This window comes from Pseudomonas sp. p21, assembly GCF_001642705.1.
Taxonomy (GTDB): Bacteria; Pseudomonadota; Gammaproteobacteria; order Pseudomonadales; family Pseudomonadaceae; genus Aquipseudomonas.
This window is the reverse complement of the sequence record NZ_LWBV01000005.1, coordinates 97926-121653: the sequence shown is the minus strand read 5'-3', so window position 1 is coordinate 121653 and position 23728 is coordinate 97926. Positions and strand designations below refer to the sequence as shown.

Genomic DNA, 23728 nt, shown 5'->3' with positions numbered 1-23728 from the left:
GGGCGCTGGCAGGCTGAAGGCGACAGACGGGTTGCTCACCGTGCCTGGCGATCAGAATGGGGCTGGCCTAGGCCTGACTGATGGCACTTCAGACACGGCCACCTGCAAAACGAAAACTGCAAAACAGCGGAATAGAGCATTCAAAGTTGCATGCGAAGTTTGGATCCATTTGCCTGGAAAACTTTCCATTCGGTCAAATTGCAATAACTTAGCAAACTAACTAACTTGACTAAGTGTACCGCTTGTCGGTCGTTTTGCTCGAGAAATGAACGATTTGGGCGACGCTGACTCCTATTTGCCAGCAGGTGCTTTTGCACCTCGCGCCTTTCCCCCAGAACTTATGGACGTTCAACCTCATCGGCATCGCAGGGATGTTCATGGGGCTTTTTTCCGGACCAGTGGAGCAATGCCATGCCCAACCGAGGCTCTTTGGGTGAGCCACCGTGTGTATTAAATAACGATCTGCTATTTCAACCAACGATTTGAATTTGGTCTTGCCGCTGCGATTAAAGCGTTCGCACACCTATTGCAAGGTCATCTAGCGCTAACGCATTACGTGGAGAAAACGTCGTGGAGATTAATACAATTATTAGCCTGTTCGGGCAGAAAGAATCCATGGAGCTGGTGCGGTTGTCGGTGATTTACGTTCATTTACTGGCCTGTTGCATTGCCATCGGCCTGGTATTCGCCAGTGACGCCGAGATGGTCAGGAACTTGTTGAAAGGTCATAAAGAGACCGGGCATGACAGTCAGCATATGACCAGATTGCAGAAGTCCGTGGCCAATGCCCTGATATTCTTGTGGCTGACAGGCGCCGCTGTGATTGGAATTGACTACCTTGATAAAGGTATGAATTATTTTGCCAATCCAAAACTTCAAGCGAAAGTCATTATTGTCATGTTGTTGACCTTTAACGGCATGTTGTTGCACCGCTATGTCTTGCCTGCCCTGCTCAAGGCGGGCAACTTGCTCGACCTGAATTTTGGCGTGCGGATGTTCGCGCTGTTCTCCGGTGCACTGTCGGGTGTTTCGTGGCTGTATGCAGCAATGCTGGGCGTCGGCCGGCCACTGGCCTGGAAATACTCGCTGAGCGAGTTGCTGCTGGCCTATCCAGTACTGATCCTGCTCGGCTTTGCCATGATGGCTGCCCTGACCCAGTGGGCACGCAACCGCAGCCAGGTCGAACCGGTTCCAGCGCCTGTCTGGCGATTGGCAGGCATCCCTACCTGATTGCCTGAGTAACGCTTCAATTACGCCGCGAACCGGGAAATCTGGTTCGCGGCGAGCTCGTTTCATGCGCAGCGTCTGGGTGGTTCGCCTGGCGGTTGGTAAAGGCCCGAAGTGATGCGTCGCCTGATCTGGCCTCTTCGCGGGCTCTTCACCGTACTCAAGGCTTGCACAGTACCGGTGGGAGATTACTCAGCTCTTTGGGCTGGGTCGCACTGCAGGCGTTCCGCATACCCTGTGGGAGCGGGCGCGAAAGGGCCGGAACAGGCGGTCGAGAATTTCAGGATTTTCACTTATACCAAGGTGCAAACCAGACCTATCCGCTGTTCCGCATAGAAGCCCAAATCCCTTTGATTGGAACGTCGCTGCGTGGTGGGCCTCTTAATGCAAAGGACACCGCGAGGGCTCCCCTATGAGCATTGAACGCAGCATCCCTGAGCTCGAAGCCTGGTATGCCCAGTACGATGACATCAGTTACCGGCGTGAGTCGCCGGATGCCTACCACCATGAACTGCTTCGCACCGCCGAGGCCCTGCGTGACGATGGCGCCATCGATTGGGACGATTGGCTGGCACTCAAGGCATTGGCCGATGACGCCCATGTGCGCGCTCTGGAAGATGCCGTGCAGGCCCATGTGAGCGACCCCGACGCATGAAGGCGCTGAAAATTGCCACGTTCAACATCAATGGTATTCGCAGCCGACTGCCAGCATTGTTGGCCTGGCTGGAGCGGGAAAGGCCCGACATCGCCTGCCTGCAAGAGCTCAAGGCGGCGGATCAGCAGTTCCCTCACCAGGCGCTCGAAGCGGCGGGCTATGGCAGCCTCTACCAAGGGCAGCCTTCATGGAACGGCGTGGCCATTCTGGCGCGAGGCAGCGAACCACTGGAGGTACGCCGTGGCCTGCCTGGCATGGAGGACGACAACCAGAGCCGCTACCTCGAAGCAGCGGTGCAGGGATTGCTGGTGGCATGCCTGTATCTGCCGAACGGCAACCCGCAACCTGGGCCGAAATTCGATTACAAGCTGCGCTGGTTCGAGAGCCTGATCGAGCACGTGAAAGGGCTGCATGACAGCGGCCATCCCGCAGTGCTGGCGGGTGATTTCAATGTGGTGCCTACCGATATGGATATCTACGACACACGCTCCTGGATGAAGGACGCGCTGCTGCAGCCCGAGTCACGGGCGTGCTACCGGAAACTGCTGCAGCAGGGCTGGATCGATGCCATTCGCCATCTGTATCCGGACGAACGCATTTACACCTTCTGGGACTATTTCCGCAACCACTGGGCACGCAACGCCGGATTACGCATCGACCACCTGTTGCTCAACCCTGATCTTGCGCCTTACCTGAAGCGGGCGGGCGTCGATGCCTGGGTGCGTAATGAAGTCAAAGCCAGCGACCATGCGCCAGTCTGGATCGAGTTGGGCAAGCGTCGTCGGCCTTAGGGCAGTTCGAGCAAACCTTCACCTTGGTGCGCAGTCAATTCAGGTAGGCGCCCGGCTTTTTCGGGCCTGGGAGGTGACAGATGAACCATCTTTGCCTGCTGCGCGGCTGTCGGTGGCGCGCCAGGCCCGACGGTGAGGTCAGCGGCTTGCAGTGCCAGTGCTGCGAACGCTGTGGAGCCTGGCGATACAGCCAGTGTGAACAGCCCTGGTGACGCTGCGGGCAAGCATCTTTTGCGTGAGCCCGCATATTGCTGCACGGGCTCTCATCGAATGGTCATGATCGTAGGAGCGGGCTTGCCCGCGAAGCAGGCAACGCCGCTCGCCAGTTGAGCCTCAGCCGTCGGACTGTTCCTCCGGCGGCACCTGGCCTTCGGGCCAGTCGGGGGCTTCCTGCTGCTGTTCTTGTTCAGGCACAGGTTCGCCTGGGTTGTGCGGTACTTCGTCCACGTAAGGGTCAGGGTCGTTGGGTTCGATCATGGTTTGGTTCCTCGCCGTTGGGATCTCAGGCATGTGAGCGGACGTTCAGCCCGACTCCACAGCAGTATTTTTCTTCCAGCCCCGCAGGTTCATAACGCACAGGCAACCCTGCAGGAGGATCAGCGCCCAGGCTTGCGCCTGCCACCCCCAGATGGCCCACAGCACATTGCTGGCAATGAAGCAGCAGAAACCCAGCTTGCGCCGGCCAGGGCGCCGCGAACCGATGCACCAGGCGGCAAGTACCGTCCGGGCCATGGCAGGCCATTCAAGAAAGTCGATCCAGTATTCCATCACGCGGCACGTTGTTCGCCCTTGAGCAGTTTTTTCTGCGCTTCCATGGCCTGGCCGAGCTTGTCCAGTTCCTGCTTGCCGAGCAGCTTGCGGGCGGTCGGGAACAGTTCGCTTTCTTCTTCCTCGATATGGTGTTCCAGTAGCTCCTTCATGACCTTGACCCGCCCGGCGAACTCGACGGTGCCGGTCTCGGTCTGCAGCAGGTCCGGCAGCACCAGCGAGTCGACGGTGCGATGCTCCTCCTTGGCTTCGTAATACATCTTCGCTTCTTCCTTGCCGCCGGCCTGCTTGATGGCCGGGTAGAGGATTTCTTCTTCCAGAGCGGTGTGGATGGTCACCTCCTGCTTGATGCGCTCGAGTAACTCGGCGCGTTTCTTCACCGCGCGCTCAGTGGTGGAGGAGAGTTCCTCCAGCAGCTTCTTCACCAGCTCATGATCCTGGATCAGCAGTTCGATAGCGTTCATGAAACACCTCTTCAGGGTTGGGAAAATCACGATTGCCTTCGATGGAGTAAGACCCGTGCGCCAAGGTTCAAAGCGGATGACCAATGTACTTGTGTCGCCAAAGGCCGCACCCAAGGATCCGCGCAGGCTGCACCGGCCAGAAAGGTCCTTCCTGAGGGAGGGTCGAGATCTTGCCGTTGCGCTCGACGATGGCGAACTTGATCTGACCGACGCTTTCGATACCTTGGCTGTCCCGAGCCTATTCGAGATTGTCGTCTTCGTTCAGCCGTGCCCGCCGCATTCGTTGGTGGAGAAAGCGCCCCTGATCCACGACCAGTGTCGCGTGGCCGTCGACCAGCCGCGCCAGACCCGCTGCTGCATCCGCATGTCTTCCTCGACAGGGTAGCGTCTTGAAGGCAGCTCCTCTTCGCCCATGCTCCTGGCCCCTCAGGCGCGCTCACCGCGCAGCCAGCGTTGGTGGTAATGGGCAAGGTGCGACAACCCGTAGAGCGCGCCCTGGCGGATCACATCCGCACGCTCGCCAAAAAAACGCTGGCTGCGAGTAAACACGGCCAAGGGCTCGCCGGCAAATGCCCAGGCAAAGCACACGGTGCCTGGAGCGATGGCATCCTGCGGCTCCGGCCCGGCGACACCCGTGCTGGCGATGGCGACGGTGGCGTCGCTGTCTCTCAATGCGCCAAGCGCCATCTCCCAGGCTACCGCCTCGCTGGTCAGGCCGTAGCGTTCGATAGTCTGTGGGTTGACGCCGAGCAGGCGTTTCTTGGCACTTGGCGAATACACCACGTAGCCGCTTTCCAGCACCTCGCCGGTACCGGGTACTGCCGCCAACAGCGCGACCATGGCCCCGGCCGTACAGGATTCTGCGGTTGTCAGCACCAGCTTGTGGGCCTTGAGGTAATCAAGGGCCTCGAGTACGGGGTCGATTGCCATGGCCGGTCACTCATGTGTTGTTTCGTGGTGGACGTGTTTCTTGCGGGATTGGTTCATTGCTTGTGGGCCACCCATCAATGGCGGGGAAAGCATCCTGAACTTAGTTCCGTCTTGGGGCCGCTTTGCGGCCCATCGCCGGCAAGCCAGCTCTCCAACAACACAAAAATAATTGTTTTAGCGGGGCTCTGTGGGGGCGGGCGTGTCGAGGCGTCGAACCGCCGCGAACACCGGCGGAGCCGGTGCCATACACCGCGTCGTCTGCTTCGCGGGCTCGCCCGCTCCCACAAGGGAAGGTGACACGCATTCGAATATTGTTCCCTGTGCGACAGCGCACACCTGAAACCGGCTAACGAAGGAAACTTTAGCGCCGCTGCCAGGCTCAACCGTGTTCAAGCCGATACCGATAACTCTCTGAATGCGTGGATGGGCTGGCAACGTAATCAGTTCGATCGTCTGGTGCATCTGAGTTACGGCCTGCTGTTCGTCTTGCCGATCAGGGAGTTGCTCCAGCGCCAGGCCATGTTGCGCGGCGCCTGGTTGGCGTTGTGCAGTGTTTCTTTCGTGCTGGCGACATCGGCGCTGTATGAATTACTGGAGTGGATGGGCGGCCAGTACCTGGGCGATGACCTGGCGCAAGCCTTTCTCGCCACCCAGCAAGACCCTTGGGATGCGCAGAAGGATATGGCCTTGGCTTTGCTCGGCGCACTTGTCACTTTGATCAATGCAAGGCAGTGCAAAAAGAAGGGCCTCTCCATCGCTGCAAGGGCCTTTCGCAACTAGCCTACGACCGCCGAAAATTCGTAAAGTTTCACCGGAAAAACAGCAACTTGGAGAATTTTTCCAAGTCGTGTTATTCGTCGGATTTTTATTGTAAGCCCCCGTCCAGAGCCTCAGGATCGCCGCAGTATCCCTTTGAGGCTTTCACAAATGAAGTACTCCTCGATTCTCTTGTTGTCACTTGGCCTGCTGAGCGGCGTTGCGTCGGCTGGCGGCAATACCGAAGCAGGTATAGGTGGCGCATTGGGTGGAGTATTGGGCTCGGTAGTCGGCCAGTCGATCGGCGGCAGCACCGGCTCGGCCATCGGCGCAGGCCTGGGTGGCGCAGCGGGTAGTGCGGTAGGCGCCAACAAACACAGCCGTGGCGAGGCGGCCATTGGCGGCGCACTGGGCGCAGCTGGCGGTAACGTGGTAGGTCGCAAGATGGGCGGCACCACTGGCAGCCTGATCGGCGCAGCAGCCGGTGGCGGTGTGGGCGGTGCCTTGGGCAACCACATGGGCCGGGATTACGATGATGAGAGTGGGCATCGCTACCGTGATTATGACGATGATGACGACGATCGCGGCTGGCGTCGTCACCGCCATGACCGTGGCCATCACTATGGCTGGCGCAAACACCACCGTTACGACGACTGATCCCCCCGCGTTTCAGGCCTGACGGAAGGGCTGGCCGCAGCAGTTTCGGCCAGCCAGACCAACACCTCCAGTGCGTTCGCGCCGCACGCCACGCAGACTCTGGTCTCAAACACGCAACATGTGGACTGCCAGGCCGAGCAGGGCGCAGGCAAACAGCACCTGGATCACACCCCGCTTGAAGCGGAACAAGGCAACCGCTGCAGCAACCGCGATTACCGCTGAAGGCCAGTCAAACGCCCCGCTGAAGCCCTCTGGCCAAAGTACGTGGTAGCCGAAGAACATGGCGAGGTTCAGGATCACTCCCACCACAGCGGCGGTGATCCCTGTCAGCGGTGCGGTGAATTTCATCTCGTTGTGAGTCGACTCCACCAGCGGGCCACCGGCCAGGATGAAGATGAACGAAGGCAGGAAGGTGAACCAGGTGACAAGGCTTGCCGCGACTGCGCCGGCAAGGAACGGGTGTTCAGCACTGAACATTGGATGCACGTAGCCACCAACGAAGCCGACAAAGGCAACCACCATGATCAGCGGCCCTGGCGTGGTTTCCCCCAAGGCGAGCCCATCGATCATCTGGGTTGGAGTCAGCCACCCGTAGTGCCCGACAGCGCCCTGGTAGACATAGGGCAGCACGGCATATGCACCGCCAAATGTCACCAAGGCAGCCTTGGTGAAGAACCAGCCCATTTGTGTCAGGGTTCCGTCCCAGCCAGACGACAGCGTAAGCAGCCCCATGGGCAGAGCCCAGAGCGCAACACCGACCAGCAACAGGCGCAGGAGGTGCCCCCAATTGAAACGGGCATGCTCGGGACGAGGGGTGTCGTCATCGATCAGGGCCGGGCCATAACTGTTCTTGGCGGCCCCATGACCGCCACCGATCACGAACTTGCCTGGGGCGAAGCGGCCACCCACGTAACCGATGATGGCGGCAACCAGCACGATCAGCGGGAATGGCACGTTGAGAGCGAAGATGGCCACGAACGAGGCCCCAGCCATGGCCCACAGCCAGCCGTTCTTCAGCGCTCGCGAACCTATTCGATGGGCTGCGTGAACGACAATGGCCGTGACCGCCGGTTTGATGCCATAGAAGATCCCTGCGACCACCGGCACCTCACCGAAGGCGATGTACACCCAGGACAAACCAATCAGGATGAACAGCGAAGGCAGCACGAACAATGCGCCGGCAATCACACCGCCCCAGCTGCGGTGCATGAGCCAGCCGATATATGTGGCGAGCTGCTGAGCCTCAGGGCCAGGCAACAACATGCAGTAGTTCAGCGCATGCAAGAATCGTTTTTCGCTGATCCACCTCCTTCGCTCAACCAGCTCCTGGTGCATGATCGAGATCTGTCCGGCGGGCCCACCAAAACTGATGAAGCCCAGCTTGAGCCAGAACAGGAATGCTTCAAACAGTCCGATCGGCCGCTGAGCCGCTTGCGATGGTGGCTGTTCGCCCACTGCAGAGGTGCTATCAACCATTTTGAACTTCCTCAATCGCGAAAGCCGTCAGTAGCCCATCGAAGATGCCCCCGGCGACAGTTGTCAGTTGATCGTCATCGCCAATGCTTTCTCTCAAGCCCGCGAGGACGCGTTCGATGCCTGGGGCTTCGGAGGGTTGGTTGCCTCCCACATCCAGGTAGTGAATGACGCTTGCCAAGCGTGTCAGGCCTGGCTGCTCAACGGCAAAGCTCTCGATGAGGGTTTCGAAGGACACCCGCTGCCCGACATGGCTGAACCTGGCCCCATCAAAATCGAAGCCCAGGGCATCGTCTGGGCAATCGCCGGGACTGTCCAGCCAAATGAATTGGGCGTCGGCATCGATGAAACGACGGATCAGCCAGGCACAAGCCAACCGGTCCACCCACGGGCGCTTTCGGGTCGCCCAACGGCGGCCCTGGTAGTCGCTGCGTACCAATGGCGTGATGGCTTCGTCGTGCGCACTCGGTTCATCGGCAGACAGTGCTCGACCAATCGCGGTCTCAAGGGCCTGCAGCGCTGCGTCGGCTTGAGCCTTGAGTGCGCCTGGAAAGAAATCGATCGCCGCCAACTGGCCGAAGGCCTTTCTCAGCTTGCGTACCTGCCGTGCTGTCTGCAGTGCATTGTCTGGTGAGAGATCCGCTCGGCAGCCTGCAATTTCTTCGAGGAGTCTGGCGTATTCATCACGCCTGTCGAACAGCGCGCTGAAGCGCTCTTCACGCTCAGGCAGCGACAGGAGAAATGCCGTGCCGTTGATGGCCAGCACGTCGCGCTCCACGGCTTCGAACGCCTCGCGGCCCGCGCTTCGTTCCGGCAGCAGGTACACGCCATCCCGCAGCACGGCAGCACCAGAGGCCTTCAGGGCTCGCCAGGCGCGCATACGCTCGGTGGCGTTGGCTGTCGGCAGCCCGAGAATGAGTAGCGACCAATCAATCATGTAGAGAACTCAACATAAAATGCATCTTTCTCTACATTAATGCAGATTGGGCCAAAAGCAACGGGCAAAGAACCCTTTGGGGGCGCTAGCGCGGAGCGGCCACAATGGCATGCCGTGGCAAGGCGATTGAAATCAGGGCAGCCAGCACAACGAAGGCCGTGGAGATCCACAGGCAGGCTTGCAGCCCGTAAGCCTGGAATACCCAACCGGAAAGCAGCGTACCGACCAGCCGCCCTAGCGCGTTGGACATGTAGTAGAAGCCCACATCCAGCGATACCCCGTCTTCCTTGGCATAGCTCACGATCAGGTAGCTGTGTAGCGACGAGTTCACGGCGAACAGCACGCCGAACAGCATCAGCCCGCCAAGCAGCACCACCTGAGCCGACCAGCCTGCCGACAGGCCCAGGGCGATAAGCGCAGGCAGCCCGGCAAGGACGATCGCCCAGATAAAAGCCGCCCGACCGTCGGGCACATGGCCGCGCTTCTTGCCAGTGATGTGGGGGGCAAACGACTGAACGATGCCGTAGCCGATTACCCATGCAGCCAGGAAGCCGCCGACCAGCCAGAAGTCCCAGCCAAAAGCCGTGCTCAGGTACACCGGCAATGCCACGACGAACCAGACGTCACGGGCGCCAAAGAGAAACAGCCGTGCGGCCGAGAGGATGTTGATGGCCCGGCTCTTGGACAGCATGTCGCGGAACTTCGGTTTGGCCTTGGCTTTGCCCAGGTCCTTTTTCAGCAGGATCAGACTGCCGATCCAGATCAATGCCAGTACCGCAGCCATGGCCAGCACCGCCAAGGTAAAACCGAGCAGGGCGAGCAGGGCGCCGCCAAGGAAGAAACCCACGCCTTTGAGCGCGTTTTTCGAGCCCGTCAGGATGGCCACCCACTTGTAGAGGGTACCTTGCTGATTGTCCGGCACCAGAAGCTTGATGGAGCTCTTGGCACTCATCTTGTTCAGGTCCTTGGCGATGCCGGACAACGCCTGGGCGGCCATCACCCAGGGCACTGTCAGCCAGGCTGCCGGCACCGTAAGCATCAGCAAGGCCAGCACCTGCATGCCCAGGCCGATGTTCATGGTGCGGTTGAGCCCCAGGCGGGCGCCGAGGTAGCCGCCCACCAGGTTGGTGATCACGCCGAACACTTCGTAGAACAGGAACAGCGCCGCGATCTGCAGCGGCGTGTAGCCAAGCGAATGGAAGTGCAATACCACCAGCATGCGCAACGCGCCGTCGGTGAGGGTGAAGGCCCAGTAGTTGCCGGTCACCAGCAGGTACTGACGCACTTGAGCAGGCAGGGCTGACAACGCCTTCATGATTGCCGTCTACTCCGCCATGCCGACCATTCGGGCCAGTTCAGCTGCGCGGTTGGCGTAGCCCCACTCGTTGTCGTACCAGGCGTAGATCTTCACCTGGGTGCCATTGACTACCAGGGTCGATAGCGCATCGATGATCGAGGATCGCGGGTCTGTGCGGTAGTCGATGGACACCAGTGGTCGCGCTTCGTAGCCCAGAATGCCTTTCAACGGGCCTTCGGCAGCCGCCTTCAGCAACGCGTTGACCTCTTCAGCCGTGGTCTCACGCGCCACTTCGAACACGCAGTCGGTCAGCGAGGCGTTGGCCAGCGGTACACGCACGGCGTGACCATTCAGTTTGCCGCGCAGCTCAGGGAATATCTCGGCGATTGCGGTGGCCGAGCCCGTCGTGGTCGGGATCAAGCTCATGCCCGAGGCACGGGCGCGACGCAGGTCCTTGTGCGGCGTATCGAGGATGCTCTGGGTATTGGTCAGGTCGTGGATGGTGGTGATCGAGCCGTGGCGGATACCCAGGCTCTCGTGAATCACCTTGACCACCGGGGCCAGGCAGTTGGTGGTACAGGACGCGGCGGTGACGATGCGGTGTAGCGCCGGATCGAACAGGTGCTGGTTGACACCCATCACCACGTTCAGCGCGCCTTTCTCCTTCACCGGAGCGCAGACCACCACGCGTTTGACGCCCTGATCCAGGTAGGCCTGGAGCACGGCTACCGACTTCATCTTGCCGCTGGCCTCGATGACCAGGTCGCAGCCCGACCAATCGGTGTCGGCGATCGCCTTGTTCGCGGTGACCTTGATGCGCTTGCCGTCGATCACCACCGCGTCGCCTTCTGCCCCGGCTTCAAGATGCCAGCGCCCGTGAACCGAGTCGAAGTTGATCAGGTGGGCGTGGGTCTCGGCGTCGCCGGCCGGGTCATTGATCTGGATGAATTCGAATTCCGGCCAATCCCAGGACGCCCGCAGCGCCAGGCGACCGATACGGCCAAATCCGTTGATGCCTACTTTGATTGCCATGTTCCTGTTCTCGAGTTGGGACTTCAGATGGATCGTTGATTGACACGCCTGGACAGTTCTTCGGCCGACTCCTTGCGCTCGGAGTATCGGTCGACGAGGTAGTCGGTGCGGTCACGCAACAGCAGGGTGAACTTCACCAGTTCTTCCATGACATCGACGGCACGGTCGTAGTACGGGGACGGTTTCATGCGGCCCGCTTCGTCGAACTCCAGGTAGGCCTTGGGCACTGACGACTGGTTAGGGATGGTGAACATGCGCATCCAGCGGCCCAGCACGCGCAGCTGGTTGACCACGTTGAACGACTGCGAACCGCCGCACACCTGCATGACCGCGAGGGTCTTGCCCTGGGTCGGGCGCACAGCGCCCATGCTCAGGGGGATCCAGTCGATCTGCGACTTGAACACACCGGTCATCGCGCCGTGGCGTTCCGGCGAGCACCAGACCATGCCTTCCGACCACAGCACCAGGTCGCGCAGCTCCTTGACCATGGGGTGGTCTTCGGGGGCGTCATCCGCCAATGGCAGGCCGGACGGGTTGAAGATTCGCGTCTCGGCACCGAAGTGCTCCAGCAGGCGGGCCGCTTCCTCCGTCAGCAGGCGGCTGAAGGAGCGTTCGCGGGTCGATCCGTACAGCAGCAGGATGCGCGGCTTGTGGGTGGACTGCTGGGCGATCGCCAGTTTCTCGGCGGATGGCAGGTCGATCAGTTCGCTGTCGATGTTGGGGATAACATGTTCGGTCATGGTTCTACTCCTGGGACAAGGCACCGGACGCCTGATCGAACCAGCGGCGCTTGAGCCACCAGGCCACGCCAACCAGCGAGATCAGTACCGGCACTTCCACCAAAGGCCCGATGACGGTGGCAAAGGCGACCGGCGAGGCAAGGCCGAAGGTGGCGATGGCCACGGCAATGGCCAGTTCGAAGTTGTTGCTTGCCGCGGTGAAGGCCAGCGCAGTGGTGCGGGGGTAGTCGGCCGCCAGCAGCTTGCCCATCCAGAAGCTGATGAAGAACATCACCACGAAATAGATGGTCAGTGGGATGGCGATGCGCAGCACATCCAGTGGCAGTTGCAGGACCATGTCGCCTTTCAGGCTGAACATGGCCACGATGGTCAGCAGCAACGCCACGAGCGTCAGCGGGCTGATCTTCGGAATGAACTGCTTCTGGTACCAGGTTGCGCCCTTACTGCTGATCAGGATCTTCCGGGTCAGGAAGCCGGCCAGGAACGGGATACCCAGGTAGATCAGCACCGATTGGGCGATATCGAGGAAGCTGGTCTCGATGACGCTGCCCTCCAGGCCGAACAGCGGGGGCAGCAGCCCCAGGAAAATCCAGGCGTACACACTGAAGAACACAATCTGGAAAATGCTGTTGAAGGCAACCAGGCCGGCCACGTACTGGTTGTTGCCGCCGGCGATCTGGTTCCACACCAGCACCATGGCGATGCAACGTGCCAGGCCGATGAGGATAAGGCCGGTCATGTATTCGGGCCTGTCGGACAGAAAAACGACCGCCAGCCCGAACATCAGCACCGGGCCGATCACCCAGTTCTGAATCAGCGACAGGGCGAGGATGCGTTTGTCCTTGAAGACCTGCGGCAACTCCTCGTATTTCACCTTTGCCAATGGCGGGTACATCATCACGATCAGGCCGATCGCGATGGCGATGTTCGTCGAGCCCAGCGACAAGCTGTTCAGCCAAACCGGCAACCCCTGGAACAGGCTGCCCAGCCCGATGCCAAGGCCCATGGCCAAAAAGATCCAGACCGTCAGGTAGCGGTCGAGGAAGGAGAGTCGGCTTTTGCTCATGGTGTATCTCCCTGAACGTCAAAGCGTTCCGATACGTGCCAGCTCGCCTTGAGCTGGGTGGCATCCAGTTGTTCGAAAGGCAATGTGAAAAATGCCGTGTTTTTTCTCGGCAGTGGTCAGCAGCAGGTAGCGACGCGCTGAGGGCGGTCACCCATGCTGTCCAGTCGTTTGGCGCTGGTGTTCAACCAGTCGCGATTGGCCTCCAGCGTTGTTACCAGGACATCGCGTACCCAGGTGGGCAGTTCTGGATGCAGGCGGTAGTAGACCCACTGGCCTTGGCGGCGGTCTTCAAGCAGGCCGCAGGTACGCAGTTGTGCCAGGTGGCGGGAGACCTTGGGTTGGCTTTCTTCCAGGGCGCAAATCAGTTCACAGACGCACAGCTCTTGCTCGCGAGCGATCAGCAGCATCATCCGAATGCGGTTCTCGTCGGCGAGGCATTTGAAGACCTGGGTCGGGGTCAGCGAGTCAGTCATGGCAGTTCTCGGTGTTTGCTCTTCATGCTTGATATATATGGTTTTTCAAATATACGAATTTTCGCATGTATTGCAAGGCCTGCCAGATTGATTCCTGCAGACGAAAAGAAGGCCTTGCAGGAGATCGGCCAGCTTGTGGGCTGCGCTGACGCTTGGCGAACTGAATTCGCAAGCAGTCCGCGTACCCTGTGGGAGCGGCTTTAGCCGCGAAGAATCCAACGCGGTGGATGGCACCGGCTGCGCCGGTGTTCGCGGCTAAAGCCGCTCCCACAGGGTCCCTGCCAATTCAATGAGTCATGTGCAGTTCCATGAGGGCGGGCCAGTCCGTTCCACCGTAGCGTCCTGTTGATCAAGGCTTGACCGCCCGCGCTGTGCAAATACCTTTAACATGCTCAAGGACCAGCCCCCATCGTTGAAAGAGAGTTGTATGGAGTTACGTCAGCTTCGCTATTTCCTGAGTGTTCTGGAGTACGGCAGTCTTGGCCGGGCGGCGGTCGAGCTCGGGGTCGGCGCCTCTGCACTGAGCCAGCAACTGTCGAAGCTGGAGAGCGAGGTGAGTACCCGGCTTTTGACACGTTCAAGTACCGGCGTGTCGCCGACGGCGGCCGGCCTGGCCTTCGAATACCATGCGCGCCTGGCGCTTCGTCAGGCGGAGCATGCGGTCCTTGCGGCACAAAGTGGCCGCATGAGCGGCTATGCCAGCGTAGGGCTGGCACCGACCACCGCATCGATTCTTGGCCTGGCGTTGATCGACAGGATGCGCGAACGCTATCCGGACATCCGCCTGCACCTGGTGGAAATGTTGTCTGGTTATCTGATGAACCAACTCAATGCCAGGCACCTTGACCTGGCGGTGCTGTTCCAGACAGAGACGGGGCCGCGGCTGGATGTCCGGGCGCTTCTGACGGAGCGGCTGTTCGTGCTGGTTCCCGCCCCGCTGGTCAAGGCCGAGTGGGGCGAGTCGCTTACATTGCAACAGATTGCGACGCTCCCCTTGGTGATGCCCAGCACCCAGCATGGTCTGCGCACGACATTGCGCTCGATTTTCGAACGGGCCGGGCTGGAGGCCAGCATCGTCATGGAAGTCGATGGTCTGTCGCTGTTGATGGATTGTGTCTGTGCGGGCCATGCCGCCACCATCCAGCCCGGCGCGACGGTGGCCCGGGCGCATCAGGCAGGCTTGCGCGTGTTTGCCATCGATGAAGCGCAGGCGCAGCGTCGCAATGTGATTGTCAGCCTGACCGATGACGAGCTCTCGCCGGCCGCGTTGGCGACACGGATCGTACTGCAGGAGGTCGCTCGGGATCTGGTGGAGCAGGGCCGATGGCCTGGGGCCCGGTTGCTATGACCTAGACTGTGGGTTCACTCATCCAGCCCCTTTAGAAAAACTGAATGCCTCCCCCTGACGATCGCGTTTCGCACCCTCCGGGCACTCATTAAAGTCCGTGGCCACGAGGAGCACCCGAACATTCGGCTCTTCGTGACCTGGAGGCGAAATGATCGATGTGCTAGTCATCGGAGGGGGCAATGCCGCCCTCTGTGCCGCGCTGATGGCGCGAGAGGCCGGAGCCAGCGTGCTGCTGCTCGAGGCCGCGCCCCGCGCCTGGCGTGGTGGTAATTCACAACACACACGTAACCTGCGCTGCATGCATGATGGCCCGCAGGACGTGCTGGTCGAGGCTTACCCGGAGGAAGAGTTCTGGCAGGACCTGCTGAAGGTCACCGGTGGCCAGACTGACGAAAAGCTTGCGCGTCTGGTGATTCGCGCGTCCTCCAACTGCCGTGGGTGGATGCGCCGCCATGGTGTGCATTTCCAGCCTTCGTTGTCGGGTGCGCTGCACACCGCACGGACCAATGCCTTCTTCATGGGCGGCGGCAAGGCGCTGGTCAATGCCTACTTTCGCAGCGCCGAAAACCTCGGGGTACAGATACGCTACGACACGCCTGTAGCCGACATCGAGCTGCAGGACGGACGCTTCGTTGCGGCCCATGTACCGGCGCGTGAGGTTCAGGGGCGGCAACTGCCCGCCGAGCGCATCGAGGCACGCACCTGTGTGCTTGCCGCCGGCGGTTTCGAGTCCAACCGCCAGTGGTTGCGCGAGGCCTGGGGGCAGAACGAGCGAGGGGAGTGGCCTTCAGACAATTTCCTGATCCGCGGTACGCGTTTCAATGACGGGGTCCTGTTGCGCCGCATGATCGAACAGGGCGCCGACACGATTGGCGACCCGACCCAGGCGCACATGGTGGCGATCGATGCTCGCGCTCCGCTGTACGACGGCGGCATCTGCACGCGCATTGATTGTGTGTCGCTGGGCGTGGTGGTCAACCGCGACGGTCAGCGCTTCTATGACGAAGGCGAGGACTTCTGGCCCAAGCGCTATGCCATCTGGGGGCGTCTCGTGGCCCATCAGCCCGGGCAGGTGGGGTTCTCGATCATCGACCAGAAAGCGCTCGGTCGCTTCATGCCGCCGGTTTTCCCCGGTGCCAGCGCCGACAGCCTGGAGGCGCTGGCCGGCCTGCTTGGTTTGCCTGTGCAGGCCTTCCTCGAAACCGTGCATGCCTACAACCAGGCCTGCCAGGTGGGCACTTTCGACCACACCCGGCTGGACGACTGTCACACCGTGGGCCTGGAGCCGGTGAAAAGCCACTGGGCGCGCCCGATCGATACACCGCCTTACTACGGTTACCCACTGCGTCCTGGCGTGACTTTCACCTATCTGGGGTTGCGCACCGATGAAACTGCCGCGGTCCATTTCGGCAGACGTCCTAGTCCGAACCTGTTCGCTGCCGGCGAGATGATGGCGGGCAACGTACTGGGCAAGGGCTACACCGCAGGTGTCGGCATGTCCATCGGCACCGCCTTCGGCCGTATCGCCGGGACCAGCGCCGCTGCGGCGGCAGGTTACGAACATCCAGAAAAAGAGAATCGCCATGACCGTGCAACTGCCTGAACCACGCCAGCCTGATGCCGCCCGGCCGGCCCTCGCACTGATCCCGGTGTTGAACCTGGAGGAGCGGGAAGTGGACCGGCAAATGCGGATCTGCAACGCCTGCCGATACTGCGAAGGCTTCTGCGCAGTATTCCCGGCCATGACCCGCAGGCTGGAGTTCGGCAAGGCCGACATCCATTACCTGGCCAACCTGTGCCACAACTGCGGCGCTTGCCTGCATGCCTGCCAGTATGCCCAACCCCACGAGTTTGCCGTCAATGTGCCCCAGGCAATGGCCAAGGTGCGCGGGCAGACTTACGCCGAGTACGCCTGGCCGGCCCTCTTCGGACGGCTGTATCGGCACAACGGCACCTATGTCGCCACTGCATTGGCCGTCGCCTTGTCGCTGTTCTTGCTGCTGACCTTGTACGTCAACGGCACGCTGCTGCCCGGGCGGTTGGCGGGGAACTTCTATGCGGTCTTCCCGCACAACGCTCTGGCGCTGATGTTCGGTAGTGTCTTTGCCGCTGCAGGTGTGGCCCTGGCGGTGGCGGTACGACGTTTCTGGCGCTCGGTCTCGCCTGCCGAGGCGCTGGCGCAACCGGCCAAAGGGGCAGTTTTCGAGGCATCAAGCGCAGCGTTGACCCTGAAATACCTGGACGGCGGGCACGGCCAAGGTTGCAACAATGCCGATGATCGCTACACGCTCTGGCGTCGGCGCTTCCATCACTTCACCTTCTACGGCTTCATGTTGTGCTTTGCCGCCACGGTGGTCGCCACCGGGTATCACTACCTGCTGGGCCAACAGGCGCCGTACCCGCTGCTGAGTGCACCGGTGTTGCTCGGAACACTCGGCGGTATTGGCTTGATCGTCGGGCCGGCCGGGCTGTTGGCGCTGAACCTGCGCAGGGCGCCGGAGCAGGGCGATGTTGCCCAGCGGCCCATGGACCGGGCGTTCATCCTGCTTCTGCTGCTGGTCAGCGCCACGGGCCTTGCGTTGCTGGGCCTGCGTGATACCGCAGCGATGGCGATCCTGCTGGCGATCCATTTGGGCACTGTGATGGCGCTATTCGTCACGCTGCCCTATGGCAAGTTCGCTCATGGCCTGTTCCGCAGCGCGGCACTGCTGAAGTTCGCGATCGAGAAACGCCGGCCCAACGCCCTGGGGCTGGGAGGGGAGTGAACCATGGACGCAGCCGGTTTTTTCCCAGTGCCGCGCCGCGCGAAACGCAAGGCGTTTCGCTTATCGGTTGGGCCACTTGTCCAGCAGGATCGACACGAACTTCTCCGCTGCTGGCGACAGCGACGCCCCGCGGCGATAGACCAACCCCAGGGTGCGGGTGACCTGGGGTTCGATCAGCGGCACGCTGACCAGCGTCGGGTGGTCGGCGTTGGGCATGGCCAGGCTGGGCATGGCCGACACGCCCAGCCCGGCCTCGACCATGCCCAGCGAGGTGGAAAGGTGCTGAACCTCATAGAACCACTTGGGCCGCAGATTGAGCCCGGACAGGGCATGGTCCAGCAGCATCCGGTTGCCGCTCAGTCGGCCTACGCCGATCAGGCGGTAGTCGGCCAGTTCTGTCCAGGTGACGGCTTCGCGGTTTGCCAGCTTGTGGTCCCTGCGGCAGGCCAGCACGAAATGTTCCTGTACCAGGGAGACGAATTCGATGTCCGGGTGCTGGCCGCTCATCATGTTGATGCCGAAATCGGCCTCACCCCGCAGCACGGCTTCGAGCCCGTCGTTGGCGCTGAGGTCCAGCAGACGAATGCGGATCTTCGGGTATTGCTCGTTGTAGTCGCGGATCACCGACGGCAGGAAATAGAACGCCGCGGTCGGGATGCAGGCGAGGGTGACCTGGCCGGTCTGTCGTTCGGCGAGTTCGCGAATGCTCAGGATCGAGTCCTCGAAGTCATCCAGCAGGCGCCTGGCCTTGGGCAGGAAGTCACGCCCGACGCTGGTCAGGCTGACGCGACGGGTAGTGCGTTCCAGCAACGACGTGCCCAAGCCTTCCTCGAGCTTCTTGATCCGTCGGCTCAAGGCAGGCTGGGACAGGTGCAGCGCTTCTGCGGCTTCGTGGAAGCTACCGAGTTCGGCGATTTTCACGAAAGATCGTATGTCTTGCAGCTCATATTCCATCTCGGTTCGCTCTTGGCATTGGGCTCTTTATTGATGCTCAAATCGGAACAATGACTACGATATTTGCATTGGATTGATTTATCCATCCCTGTCAATCTTTTGTCCACAGCATCAATGATGTCCATTGATCAACAAGAGTGCGAAATCATGCAACGAATTCCTTGCGTACTCATGCGCGGTGGCACCTCCAAGGGCCCCTTTTTCCATGCATGGGACCTTCCTGCCAATGTGGTCGAACGCGACGAATTGCTGATCAACCTGATGGGTTCCGGGCATGAACTGGAAATCGACGGTATCGGTGGCGGTAGCCCGCAAACCAGCAAGGTAGCGATTGTCAGCCCCTCGCTGCATGCCGACGCCGATGTCGACTACCTGTTCGTGCAGGTCATGGTCGCCCAGCGCCGGGTCGATACCGCGCCCAACTGCGGCAACATGCTGTGCGCCGTTGGCCCGTTCGCCATCGAACAAGGCCTGGTCAAAGGCCAGGACGGCAAGACACTGGTGCGTATTCGCAACCTCAACACCGGTACTTTCGTCAATTCGCTGGTAGAAACCCCCGGCGGCATCGTGCGCTACGAAGGCCGTACGGCGATCGATGGCGTACCGGGCACTGCCGCCCCGGTGCACCTGACCTTCCTCGATGCGGTCGGCAGCAAGACCGGCAAGCTGTTCCCGACTGGCAAGGCCAAGGATGTGATCGATGGCGTATCGGTCACCTGCATTGACATGGCCATGCCGATGATGGTGATTGAAGCCAGCCAGCTGGGTGTCACCGGCTCGGAAACCCCGGCCGAACTCGACGCCAACGTCGGTCTGCTCGAGCGCCTCGAGGCGTTGCGCCTGAAGGCCGGCAAGGCCATGGGCCTGGGCGATGTCAGCGGTATGGTCATCCCGAAGCCGGTGCTGGTGTCCAAGCCCCGCTATGACGGCACGTTGCAGGTTCGCTACTTCATGCCGCACAACTGCCACCGCGCCCTGGCCATCACCGGCGCGATAGGGTTGGCGACTGCCTGCGTCAGCCCCGGTACGGTCATCGGCGAACTGCTGGGCGAGGGCGCCGAGCAACTGGCCGAGGTACGCCTGGAACACCCAAGTGGCGGTATCGATGTCGCGCTGTCACGCAGCGGTGCCGATGGCAAGACGATTCAGGCCTCGGTGGTGCGAACTGCCCGGCGGCTGTTCTCAGGCTTCGTTTACGCCCCTACATTCCGCAGGTTGGCGGGGTAAGCCCAGGCGGTAGCCCAGACCTGTACATTCGCAACAAGCGCATCCGCACAATTTGAACAATGGGTGATGCCTCATGAGACTTGCCAAATCGCTGTACTTCCAGATCCTCTGCGCCGTCCTGCTGGGCGTGGTGGTCGGTCACTTCTGGGCGCAACAGGCCGTTGCGCTCAAGCCTCTGGGTGATGCGTTCATCAAGCTGATCAAGATGATGATCGCGCCCGTGGTCTTCTGCACCATCGTCACCGGTATCGCCGGCATGACCGACAAGCGCTCCCTGGGGCGTTTGATGAGCAAGACCTTGCTGCTGTTCCTGGTACTGACCGTCGTCAGCCTCATGATCGGCCTGGCAGCGGTATACCTGTTCCGCCCGGGCGTCGGCATGAACATCGACCCGGCTACGCTCAGCACCGAGGGGCTCGGCCAGTACGCCGCGTCTGCGGCGAAGCTCAGCGTGGTCGACTTCTTCATGCACATCATTCCCGACACGTTCATCGGGGCGTTCAGCAAGGGTGAAGTGTTGCCGGTGCTGTTCATCGCGGTGCTCAGCGGTTTTGCCCTGTCGTCCATGGGCGAGAAGGGCAAGCCGGTACTCGATGTGCTGGAGTCCGCCTCGACCATGGTGTTCCGCATTTTCGGCTACCTGATGCGCTTCGCCCCGGTCGGTGCCTTCGGTGCGCTGGCCTTCACCGTCGGGCAGTACGGCGTGACGTCCCTGGGCGCACTGGCCAAGCTGGTCGGTACGCTCTACATCGCCTGTGCGTTTTTCGTGCTCGTGGTGCTTGGCGGCATCTGCCGTGCCCATGGCTTCAGCCTGTGGAAGCTGCTGCGCTATTTCCGCGAGGAGTTCCTGGTGGTGCTCGGCACATCGTCCACCGAGCCTGTACTGCCACGCATGCTGGAAAAACTGGAAAAGCTGGGCTGCAAGAAAGGTGTGGTCGGGCTGGTGCTGCCAACCGGCTACTCCTTCAACCTCGACGGTACTGCCATCTACCTGTCGCTGGCGGCGGTGTTCATCGCCCAAGCCTGCAACATTGATCTGAGCCTCGGCCAGACGGTGACGATGCTGGCGATCATGCTGTTGTCGTCAAAAGGCGCCGCGGGTGTGACCGGTAGCGGTTTCGTTGCGCTGGCCTCGACCTTGACCGTCATTCACGACATCCCGCTTGCAGGGCTTGCCTTGCTGATCGGCATCGATCGCTTCATGTCCGAGGCGCGTGCCCTGACCAGCCTGGCCAGCAACGCCGTGGCCACCGTGGTCATCTCACTGTCTGAGAATGCCTGTGACCGGGAAACCTTGCTGCGCCGCCTGAACGGCACCCCGGCTGCACCGGACGTGGCGGACACTGTGCCGGCCGACTGGTCTGCCGAGCCTAGGCATCACGGCTGAAAGCCTCTTCTACCTCCCATTGTTGACTTAGAATCCCACTCAGCATCCCAGCGATGTCGAGTGGGGTAGGGGGCCGTCTGCCTTGGCGATGGCCGCAATAGAATAAAAACAAGAGATAAGACCATGCTCGCACTCCTGGGCCTGATCATGGTGGTGACCTTCACCTACCTGATCATGAGCAAACGCCTGTCACCGATCGTTGCGCTCACCGTAGTACCCGTTGTCTTTGCAGTGATCGGTGGCTTCGCCCCCGAACTGGGCAAGATGATGCTCGATGGCTTGAAGATGGTAGCGCCCTCGGCGGCCCTGCTGCTGTTCGCCATCCTGTTCTTCGGCCTGATGATCGATGCCGGCCTGTTCGACCCGTTGATCCGCAAGATCCTCAAGCGCGTCAATGGTGACCCGATCAAGATCGCCATCGGTACTGCGCTGCTGTCCCTGCTGGTGGCGCTCGATGGTGACGGCACCACCACCTACATGATTACCTGCGCGGCCATGCTGCCACTGTACAAGCGCATTGGCATGAACCCGATGATACTGGCAACGGTGTCCATGCTGTCGCTGAGCATCATGAGTGGCATGAGCCCCTGGGGTGGGCCGGCCACCCGGGCCATTGCCGCGCTCGGTCTGGATGCGACCGAGTATTTCATCCCGATGCTGCCGACCGTGATCGGCGGTGCGGCCTGGGTGGTGTTCACCGCCTACCTGCTGGGCCGCGCCGAGCGCCGACGCATCGGCAACATCGCCCTGGAGTCGGGTGGCGGCAACTGCTACATCAAGGAAATCCTCGGTGATAACCCGCACAAGCGCCCACGGCTGGCGTATGTGAACCTGGTGCTGGTGATTGCCGTGATGACGGCTCTGGTGATGGGTGTCATGCACGCGGCACTGTTGTTCATGATCGGTTTCGTCGCGGCGCTGATGATCAACTACCCGCAGCTGGATCTGCAGAAGGAGCGCATCCTCGCCCATTCGGGCAACGCCATGACCGTGGTGCTGCTGGTGTTCGCCGCAGGCATCTTCGCGGGGATCTTCTCTGGCACCAAGATGGTCGATGCCTTGGCGCAGACCCTGGTCGACTGGATTCCCGACGCGTGGAGCCACTGGTTCCCGCTGGTGGTGGCGCTGACCAGCATGCCGCTGACCTTCGTGCTGTCCAACGACGCCTATTACTTTGGCGTGGTGCCGATCCTTGCCAACGCCGCGGCCGCCTATGGCATCGACCCGGTTGAAATCGCCCGCGCCTCGGTGCTGGGGCAGCCGGTGCACCTGATGAGCCCGTTGGTGGCCTCGACCTTGCTGCTGGTGGGCATGGTCGATCGCGACATCGGTGACTTCCAGAAGGCCACCGTGAAATGGGCGGTGCTGACATCGCTGGTCATCACCGCGCTGGCCTTGGTCACGGGTGCCTTGTCCTTCTTCGTCTGATCTGCATGGGGCGCCGCTGGCGCCCACCTCATCCAAGAACAACAACAGAGTACCGAACATGTCCCGAACTGTTTTCCGTGGGGCCACCTGTGGCCTGCTCTGCGGCTGGTTGCCTGTGGCCGGCGCTGCCGGATTCATCGACGACGGCAAGCTCAAATTGCAGCTGCGCAACGTTTACTTCAACGAAAACTTCCGTGACGAACAAGGCATGAGCGCCCGCGCTGCTGCAACTGCCAAGAGCGAGCGGGTGGAGTGGGCACAGGGTTTTTTGCTGGACTACCAATCGGGGTTCACTCAAGGCCCGCTGGGCCTGGGGCTCGATGCCCTGGGGCTTGTAGGCGTACGGCTTGATTCGGGCCGCGGCCGCAGCGGTACCGGCTTGCTGCCGGTCCATGACGATGGCCGTGCGGCTGACGAGTTCGCCAGTGCCGGGGTGACGGCCAAGGCGCGACTGGGGCAGACCGTGGTCAAGCATGGCACCTTGCTGCCCAAGACGCCGGTGCTGGTCTACAACGATGCGCGGTTGTTGCCGCAGACCTACCAAGGCACGCAGCTGACCAGTAACGATGTCGATGGCCTGACCTTGACTGCCGGCCACCTGGACCGCTTCAAACAGCGCGACTCCTCCGACAGCACTGGCCTGTTCCTGGATGGCTACAGCGGCGGGGAGTCTGGCGATTTCAACTTTGCCGGTGCCGACTATGCCGTCAGCAAGCAGCTGCGCTTGAGCTACTTCCACGGCCAGCTCGAACACTTCTACCGCCAGGACTATGTCGGCCTGGTCCATGACCTGCCGTTGGCCGGCGGGGTGTTCACCACCGACTTGCGCTATTTCAAGAGCCGCGACAGCGGAGCCGCTCACGGTGGCGAGATCGACAATGACATGTTCAGCGGGCAGCTGTCCTACACACACACCGGGCACACGGTCGGTGCCGGTTACCAGGTGCTCGACGGCGAGGCCGGGCTGCCGTACGTCAGCGGTGCGACGGTCTACTCGTTCAGCAACGTGGGTATCGGCAAATTCATCGAGGAGGAAGAGAAAACCTGGATGGCGAGCTATGCCTACAACTTTGCCGCGGCCGGTGTCCCCGGGCTCACGTTCATGGCGCGCTACCTGAGCGGCGACAACGGTCGCTCCGCTGATGCCGGGCTAAGCGAGTGGGAGCGTGACGTGGAGCTTGCCTACGTGGTGCAATCCGGGCCGGTGAAAGGGTTGGGCGTGAAACTTCGCAACTATGTCTACCGTTCTGACTTTTCCCGAGGTCGCGACAGCAACCGGATCTATCTGACCTACGATATAGCGGTTTGGTAATGCGCCAGCGCGAGCATGCGCTCTTGGAGCGCTTGCTCGCC

General features: G+C 61.1%; 25 protein-coding genes and 1 pseudogene. 13 read left to right on the top strand and 13 right to left on the bottom strand.

What is annotated here, in order from left to right; genetic code table 11:
- Nucleotides 1-615: 615 nt before the first annotated feature.
- From A4C63_RS16135 to A4C63_RS26935, 4 genes are all read left to right on the top strand, one after another.
- Complete coding sequence (locus A4C63_RS16135) at nt 616-1230, top strand: hypothetical protein (protein ID WP_063913541.1); 615 nt, start codon at nt 616-618, stop codon at nt 1228-1230.
- Between the two features lie 409 nt (nt 1231-1639).
- Nucleotides 1640-1882, top strand: a complete 243-nt coding sequence (locus tag A4C63_RS16130; RefSeq protein ID WP_003257678.1) for a hypothetical protein — start codon at nt 1640-1642, stop codon at nt 1880-1882.
- Nucleotides 1879-2673, top strand: a complete 795-nt coding sequence (gene xth / locus A4C63_RS16125; RefSeq protein ID WP_063913540.1) for an exodeoxyribonuclease III — start codon at nt 1879-1881, stop codon at nt 2671-2673. Before A4C63_RS16130 ends, xth begins: the two co-directional genes overlap by 4 nt.
- Before the next feature lie 80 nt (nt 2674-2753).
- Nucleotides 2754-2885, top strand: a complete 132-nt coding sequence (locus A4C63_RS26935; RefSeq protein ID WP_305825985.1) for a PSPA7_2676 family Cys-rich small protein — start codon at nt 2754-2756, stop codon at nt 2883-2885.
- A 121-nt stretch (nt 2886-3006) separates the two neighbouring features.
- Here A4C63_RS26935 and A4C63_RS26360 read toward each other — a convergent pair whose 3' ends face one another.
- From A4C63_RS26360 to A4C63_RS16105, 5 genes and pseudogenes are all read right to left on the bottom strand, one after another.
- Complete coding sequence (locus A4C63_RS26360) at nt 3007-3150, bottom strand: hypothetical protein (RefSeq protein WP_156510885.1); 144 nt, start codon at nt 3148-3150, stop codon at nt 3007-3009.
- A gap of 45 nt (nt 3151-3195) precedes the next feature.
- On the bottom strand, nt 3196-3441 hold the full coding sequence (locus A4C63_RS16120; RefSeq protein ID WP_063913539.1) for a hypothetical protein: 246 nt from the start codon (nt 3439-3441) through the stop codon (nt 3196-3198).
- Nucleotides 3441-3905 (bottom strand): hemerythrin domain-containing protein, encoded by a 465-nt coding sequence (locus A4C63_RS16115; RefSeq protein WP_063913538.1) that lies wholly within the window; start codon nt 3903-3905, stop codon nt 3441-3443. Before A4C63_RS16115 ends, A4C63_RS16120 begins: the two co-directional genes overlap by 1 nt.
- Before the next feature lie 148 nt (nt 3906-4053).
- Nucleotides 4054-4251: pseudogene (locus A4C63_RS26810) on the bottom strand (YetF domain-containing protein); the annotation flags it as partial.
- Between the two features lie 80 nt (nt 4252-4331).
- On the bottom strand, nt 4332-4835 hold the full coding sequence (locus A4C63_RS16105) for a CinA family protein (protein WP_063913536.1): 504 nt from the start codon (nt 4833-4835) through the stop codon (nt 4332-4334).
- A 318-nt stretch (nt 4836-5153) separates the two neighbouring features.
- Here A4C63_RS16105 and A4C63_RS16100 point away from each other — a divergent pair, with 318 nt between their 5' ends.
- Nucleotides 5154-5615 (top strand): DUF2238 domain-containing protein, encoded by a 462-nt coding sequence (locus tag A4C63_RS16100; protein ID WP_371106087.1) that lies wholly within the window; start codon nt 5154-5156, stop codon nt 5613-5615.
- Nucleotides 5616-5762: 147 nt separating this feature from the next.
- Complete coding sequence (locus A4C63_RS16095) at nt 5763-6248, top strand: glycine zipper domain-containing protein (protein WP_063913535.1); 486 nt, start codon at nt 5763-5765, stop codon at nt 6246-6248.
- 105 nt (nt 6249-6353) lie between these two features.
- Here A4C63_RS16095 and chrA read toward each other — a convergent pair whose 3' ends face one another.
- From chrA to A4C63_RS16060, 7 genes are all read right to left on the bottom strand, one after another.
- Nucleotides 6354-7724 (bottom strand): chromate efflux transporter, encoded by a 1371-nt coding sequence (gene chrA, locus A4C63_RS16090; protein ID WP_063913534.1) that lies wholly within the window; start codon nt 7722-7724, stop codon nt 6354-6356.
- Nucleotides 7717-8658: a chromate resistance protein ChrB domain-containing protein gene (locus A4C63_RS16085; protein WP_156510883.1), complete on the bottom strand. Its 942-nt coding sequence runs from the start codon at nt 8656-8658 to the stop codon at nt 7717-7719. The genes chrA and A4C63_RS16085 overlap by 8 nt, the downstream gene beginning before the upstream one ends.
- 85 nt (nt 8659-8743) lie before the next feature.
- Nucleotides 8744-9973 carry an organoarsenical effux MFS transporter ArsJ gene (arsJ, locus tag A4C63_RS16080; RefSeq protein ID WP_063913533.1) on the bottom strand — a complete coding sequence of 410 codons (1230 nt, stop codon included), beginning with the start codon at nt 9971-9973 and terminating at the stop codon, nt 8744-8746.
- 9 nt (nt 9974-9982) lie between these two features.
- Nucleotides 9983-10987: an ArsJ-associated glyceraldehyde-3-phosphate dehydrogenase gene (locus tag A4C63_RS16075; RefSeq protein WP_063913532.1), complete on the bottom strand. Its 1005-nt coding sequence runs from the start codon at nt 10985-10987 to the stop codon at nt 9983-9985.
- A gap of 23 nt (nt 10988-11010) precedes the next feature.
- Nucleotides 11011-11727 carry an arsenical resistance protein ArsH gene (gene arsH, locus A4C63_RS16070; protein ID WP_063913531.1) on the bottom strand — a complete coding sequence of 239 codons (717 nt, stop codon included), beginning with the start codon at nt 11725-11727 and terminating at the stop codon, nt 11011-11013.
- Nucleotides 11728-11731: 4 nt separating this feature from the next.
- Nucleotides 11732-12793 carry an ACR3 family arsenite efflux transporter gene (arsB, locus tag A4C63_RS16065; protein WP_063913530.1) on the bottom strand — a complete coding sequence of 354 codons (1062 nt, stop codon included), beginning with the start codon at nt 12791-12793 and terminating at the stop codon, nt 11732-11734.
- A 116-nt stretch (nt 12794-12909) separates the two neighbouring features.
- Nucleotides 12910-13266: a metalloregulator ArsR/SmtB family transcription factor gene (locus tag A4C63_RS16060; protein WP_063913529.1), complete on the bottom strand. Its 357-nt coding sequence runs from the start codon at nt 13264-13266 to the stop codon at nt 12910-12912.
- Nucleotides 13267-13693: 427 nt separating this feature from the next.
- On the opposite strand from A4C63_RS16060, the gene A4C63_RS16055 reads away from it, so the two are divergent.
- The 3 genes from A4C63_RS16055 (at nt 13694) to tcuB (ending at nt 17379) form a co-directional block, all read left to right on the top strand.
- Nucleotides 13694-14614, top strand: coding sequence for a LysR family transcriptional regulator (locus A4C63_RS16055; protein ID WP_063913528.1), 921 nt, complete (start codon nt 13694-13696; stop codon nt 14612-14614).
- A 148-nt stretch (nt 14615-14762) separates the two neighbouring features.
- On the top strand, nt 14763-16217 hold the full coding sequence (tcuA, locus tag A4C63_RS16050) for an FAD-dependent tricarballylate dehydrogenase TcuA (protein WP_063913527.1): 1455 nt from the start codon (nt 14763-14765) through the stop codon (nt 16215-16217).
- The gene (gene tcuB / locus A4C63_RS16045; RefSeq protein ID WP_063913526.1) at nt 16198-17379 is read left to right on the top strand and encodes a tricarballylate utilization 4Fe-4S protein TcuB; all 1182 of its coding nucleotides are present in this window, start codon (nt 16198-16200) and stop codon (nt 17377-17379) included. Before tcuA ends, tcuB begins: the two co-directional genes overlap by 20 nt.
- 60 nt (nt 17380-17439) lie before the next feature.
- Here tcuB and A4C63_RS16040 read toward each other — a convergent pair whose 3' ends face one another.
- Complete coding sequence (locus A4C63_RS16040) at nt 17440-18333, bottom strand: LysR family transcriptional regulator (protein WP_016714082.1); 894 nt, start codon at nt 18331-18333, stop codon at nt 17440-17442.
- Nucleotides 18334-18480: 147 nt separating this feature from the next.
- Here A4C63_RS16040 and A4C63_RS16035 point away from each other — a divergent pair, with 147 nt between their 5' ends.
- The 4 genes from A4C63_RS16035 to A4C63_RS16020 all read left to right on the top strand — a co-directional run bounded on the left by A4C63_RS16035 (nt 18481) and on the right by A4C63_RS16020 (nt 23687).
- Nucleotides 18481-19560 (top strand): 4-oxalomesaconate tautomerase, encoded by a 1080-nt coding sequence (locus tag A4C63_RS16035; RefSeq protein ID WP_082888347.1) that lies wholly within the window; start codon nt 18481-18483, stop codon nt 19558-19560.
- Nucleotides 19561-19633: 73 nt separating this feature from the next.
- Complete coding sequence (gene dctA / locus A4C63_RS16030; RefSeq protein ID WP_063913524.1) at nt 19634-20947, top strand: C4-dicarboxylate transporter DctA; 1314 nt, start codon at nt 19634-19636, stop codon at nt 20945-20947.
- 123 nt (nt 20948-21070) lie between these two features.
- Nucleotides 21071-22375, top strand: a complete 1305-nt coding sequence (locus tag A4C63_RS16025) for a CitMHS family transporter (RefSeq protein WP_063913523.1) — start codon at nt 21071-21073, stop codon at nt 22373-22375.
- Between the two features lie 58 nt (nt 22376-22433).
- A complete protein-coding gene (locus A4C63_RS16020; protein WP_063913522.1) occupies nt 22434-23687 on the top strand; it encodes an OprD family porin in 1254 nt (417 codons plus the stop codon).
- Nucleotides 23688-23728: the final 41 nt, after the last annotated feature.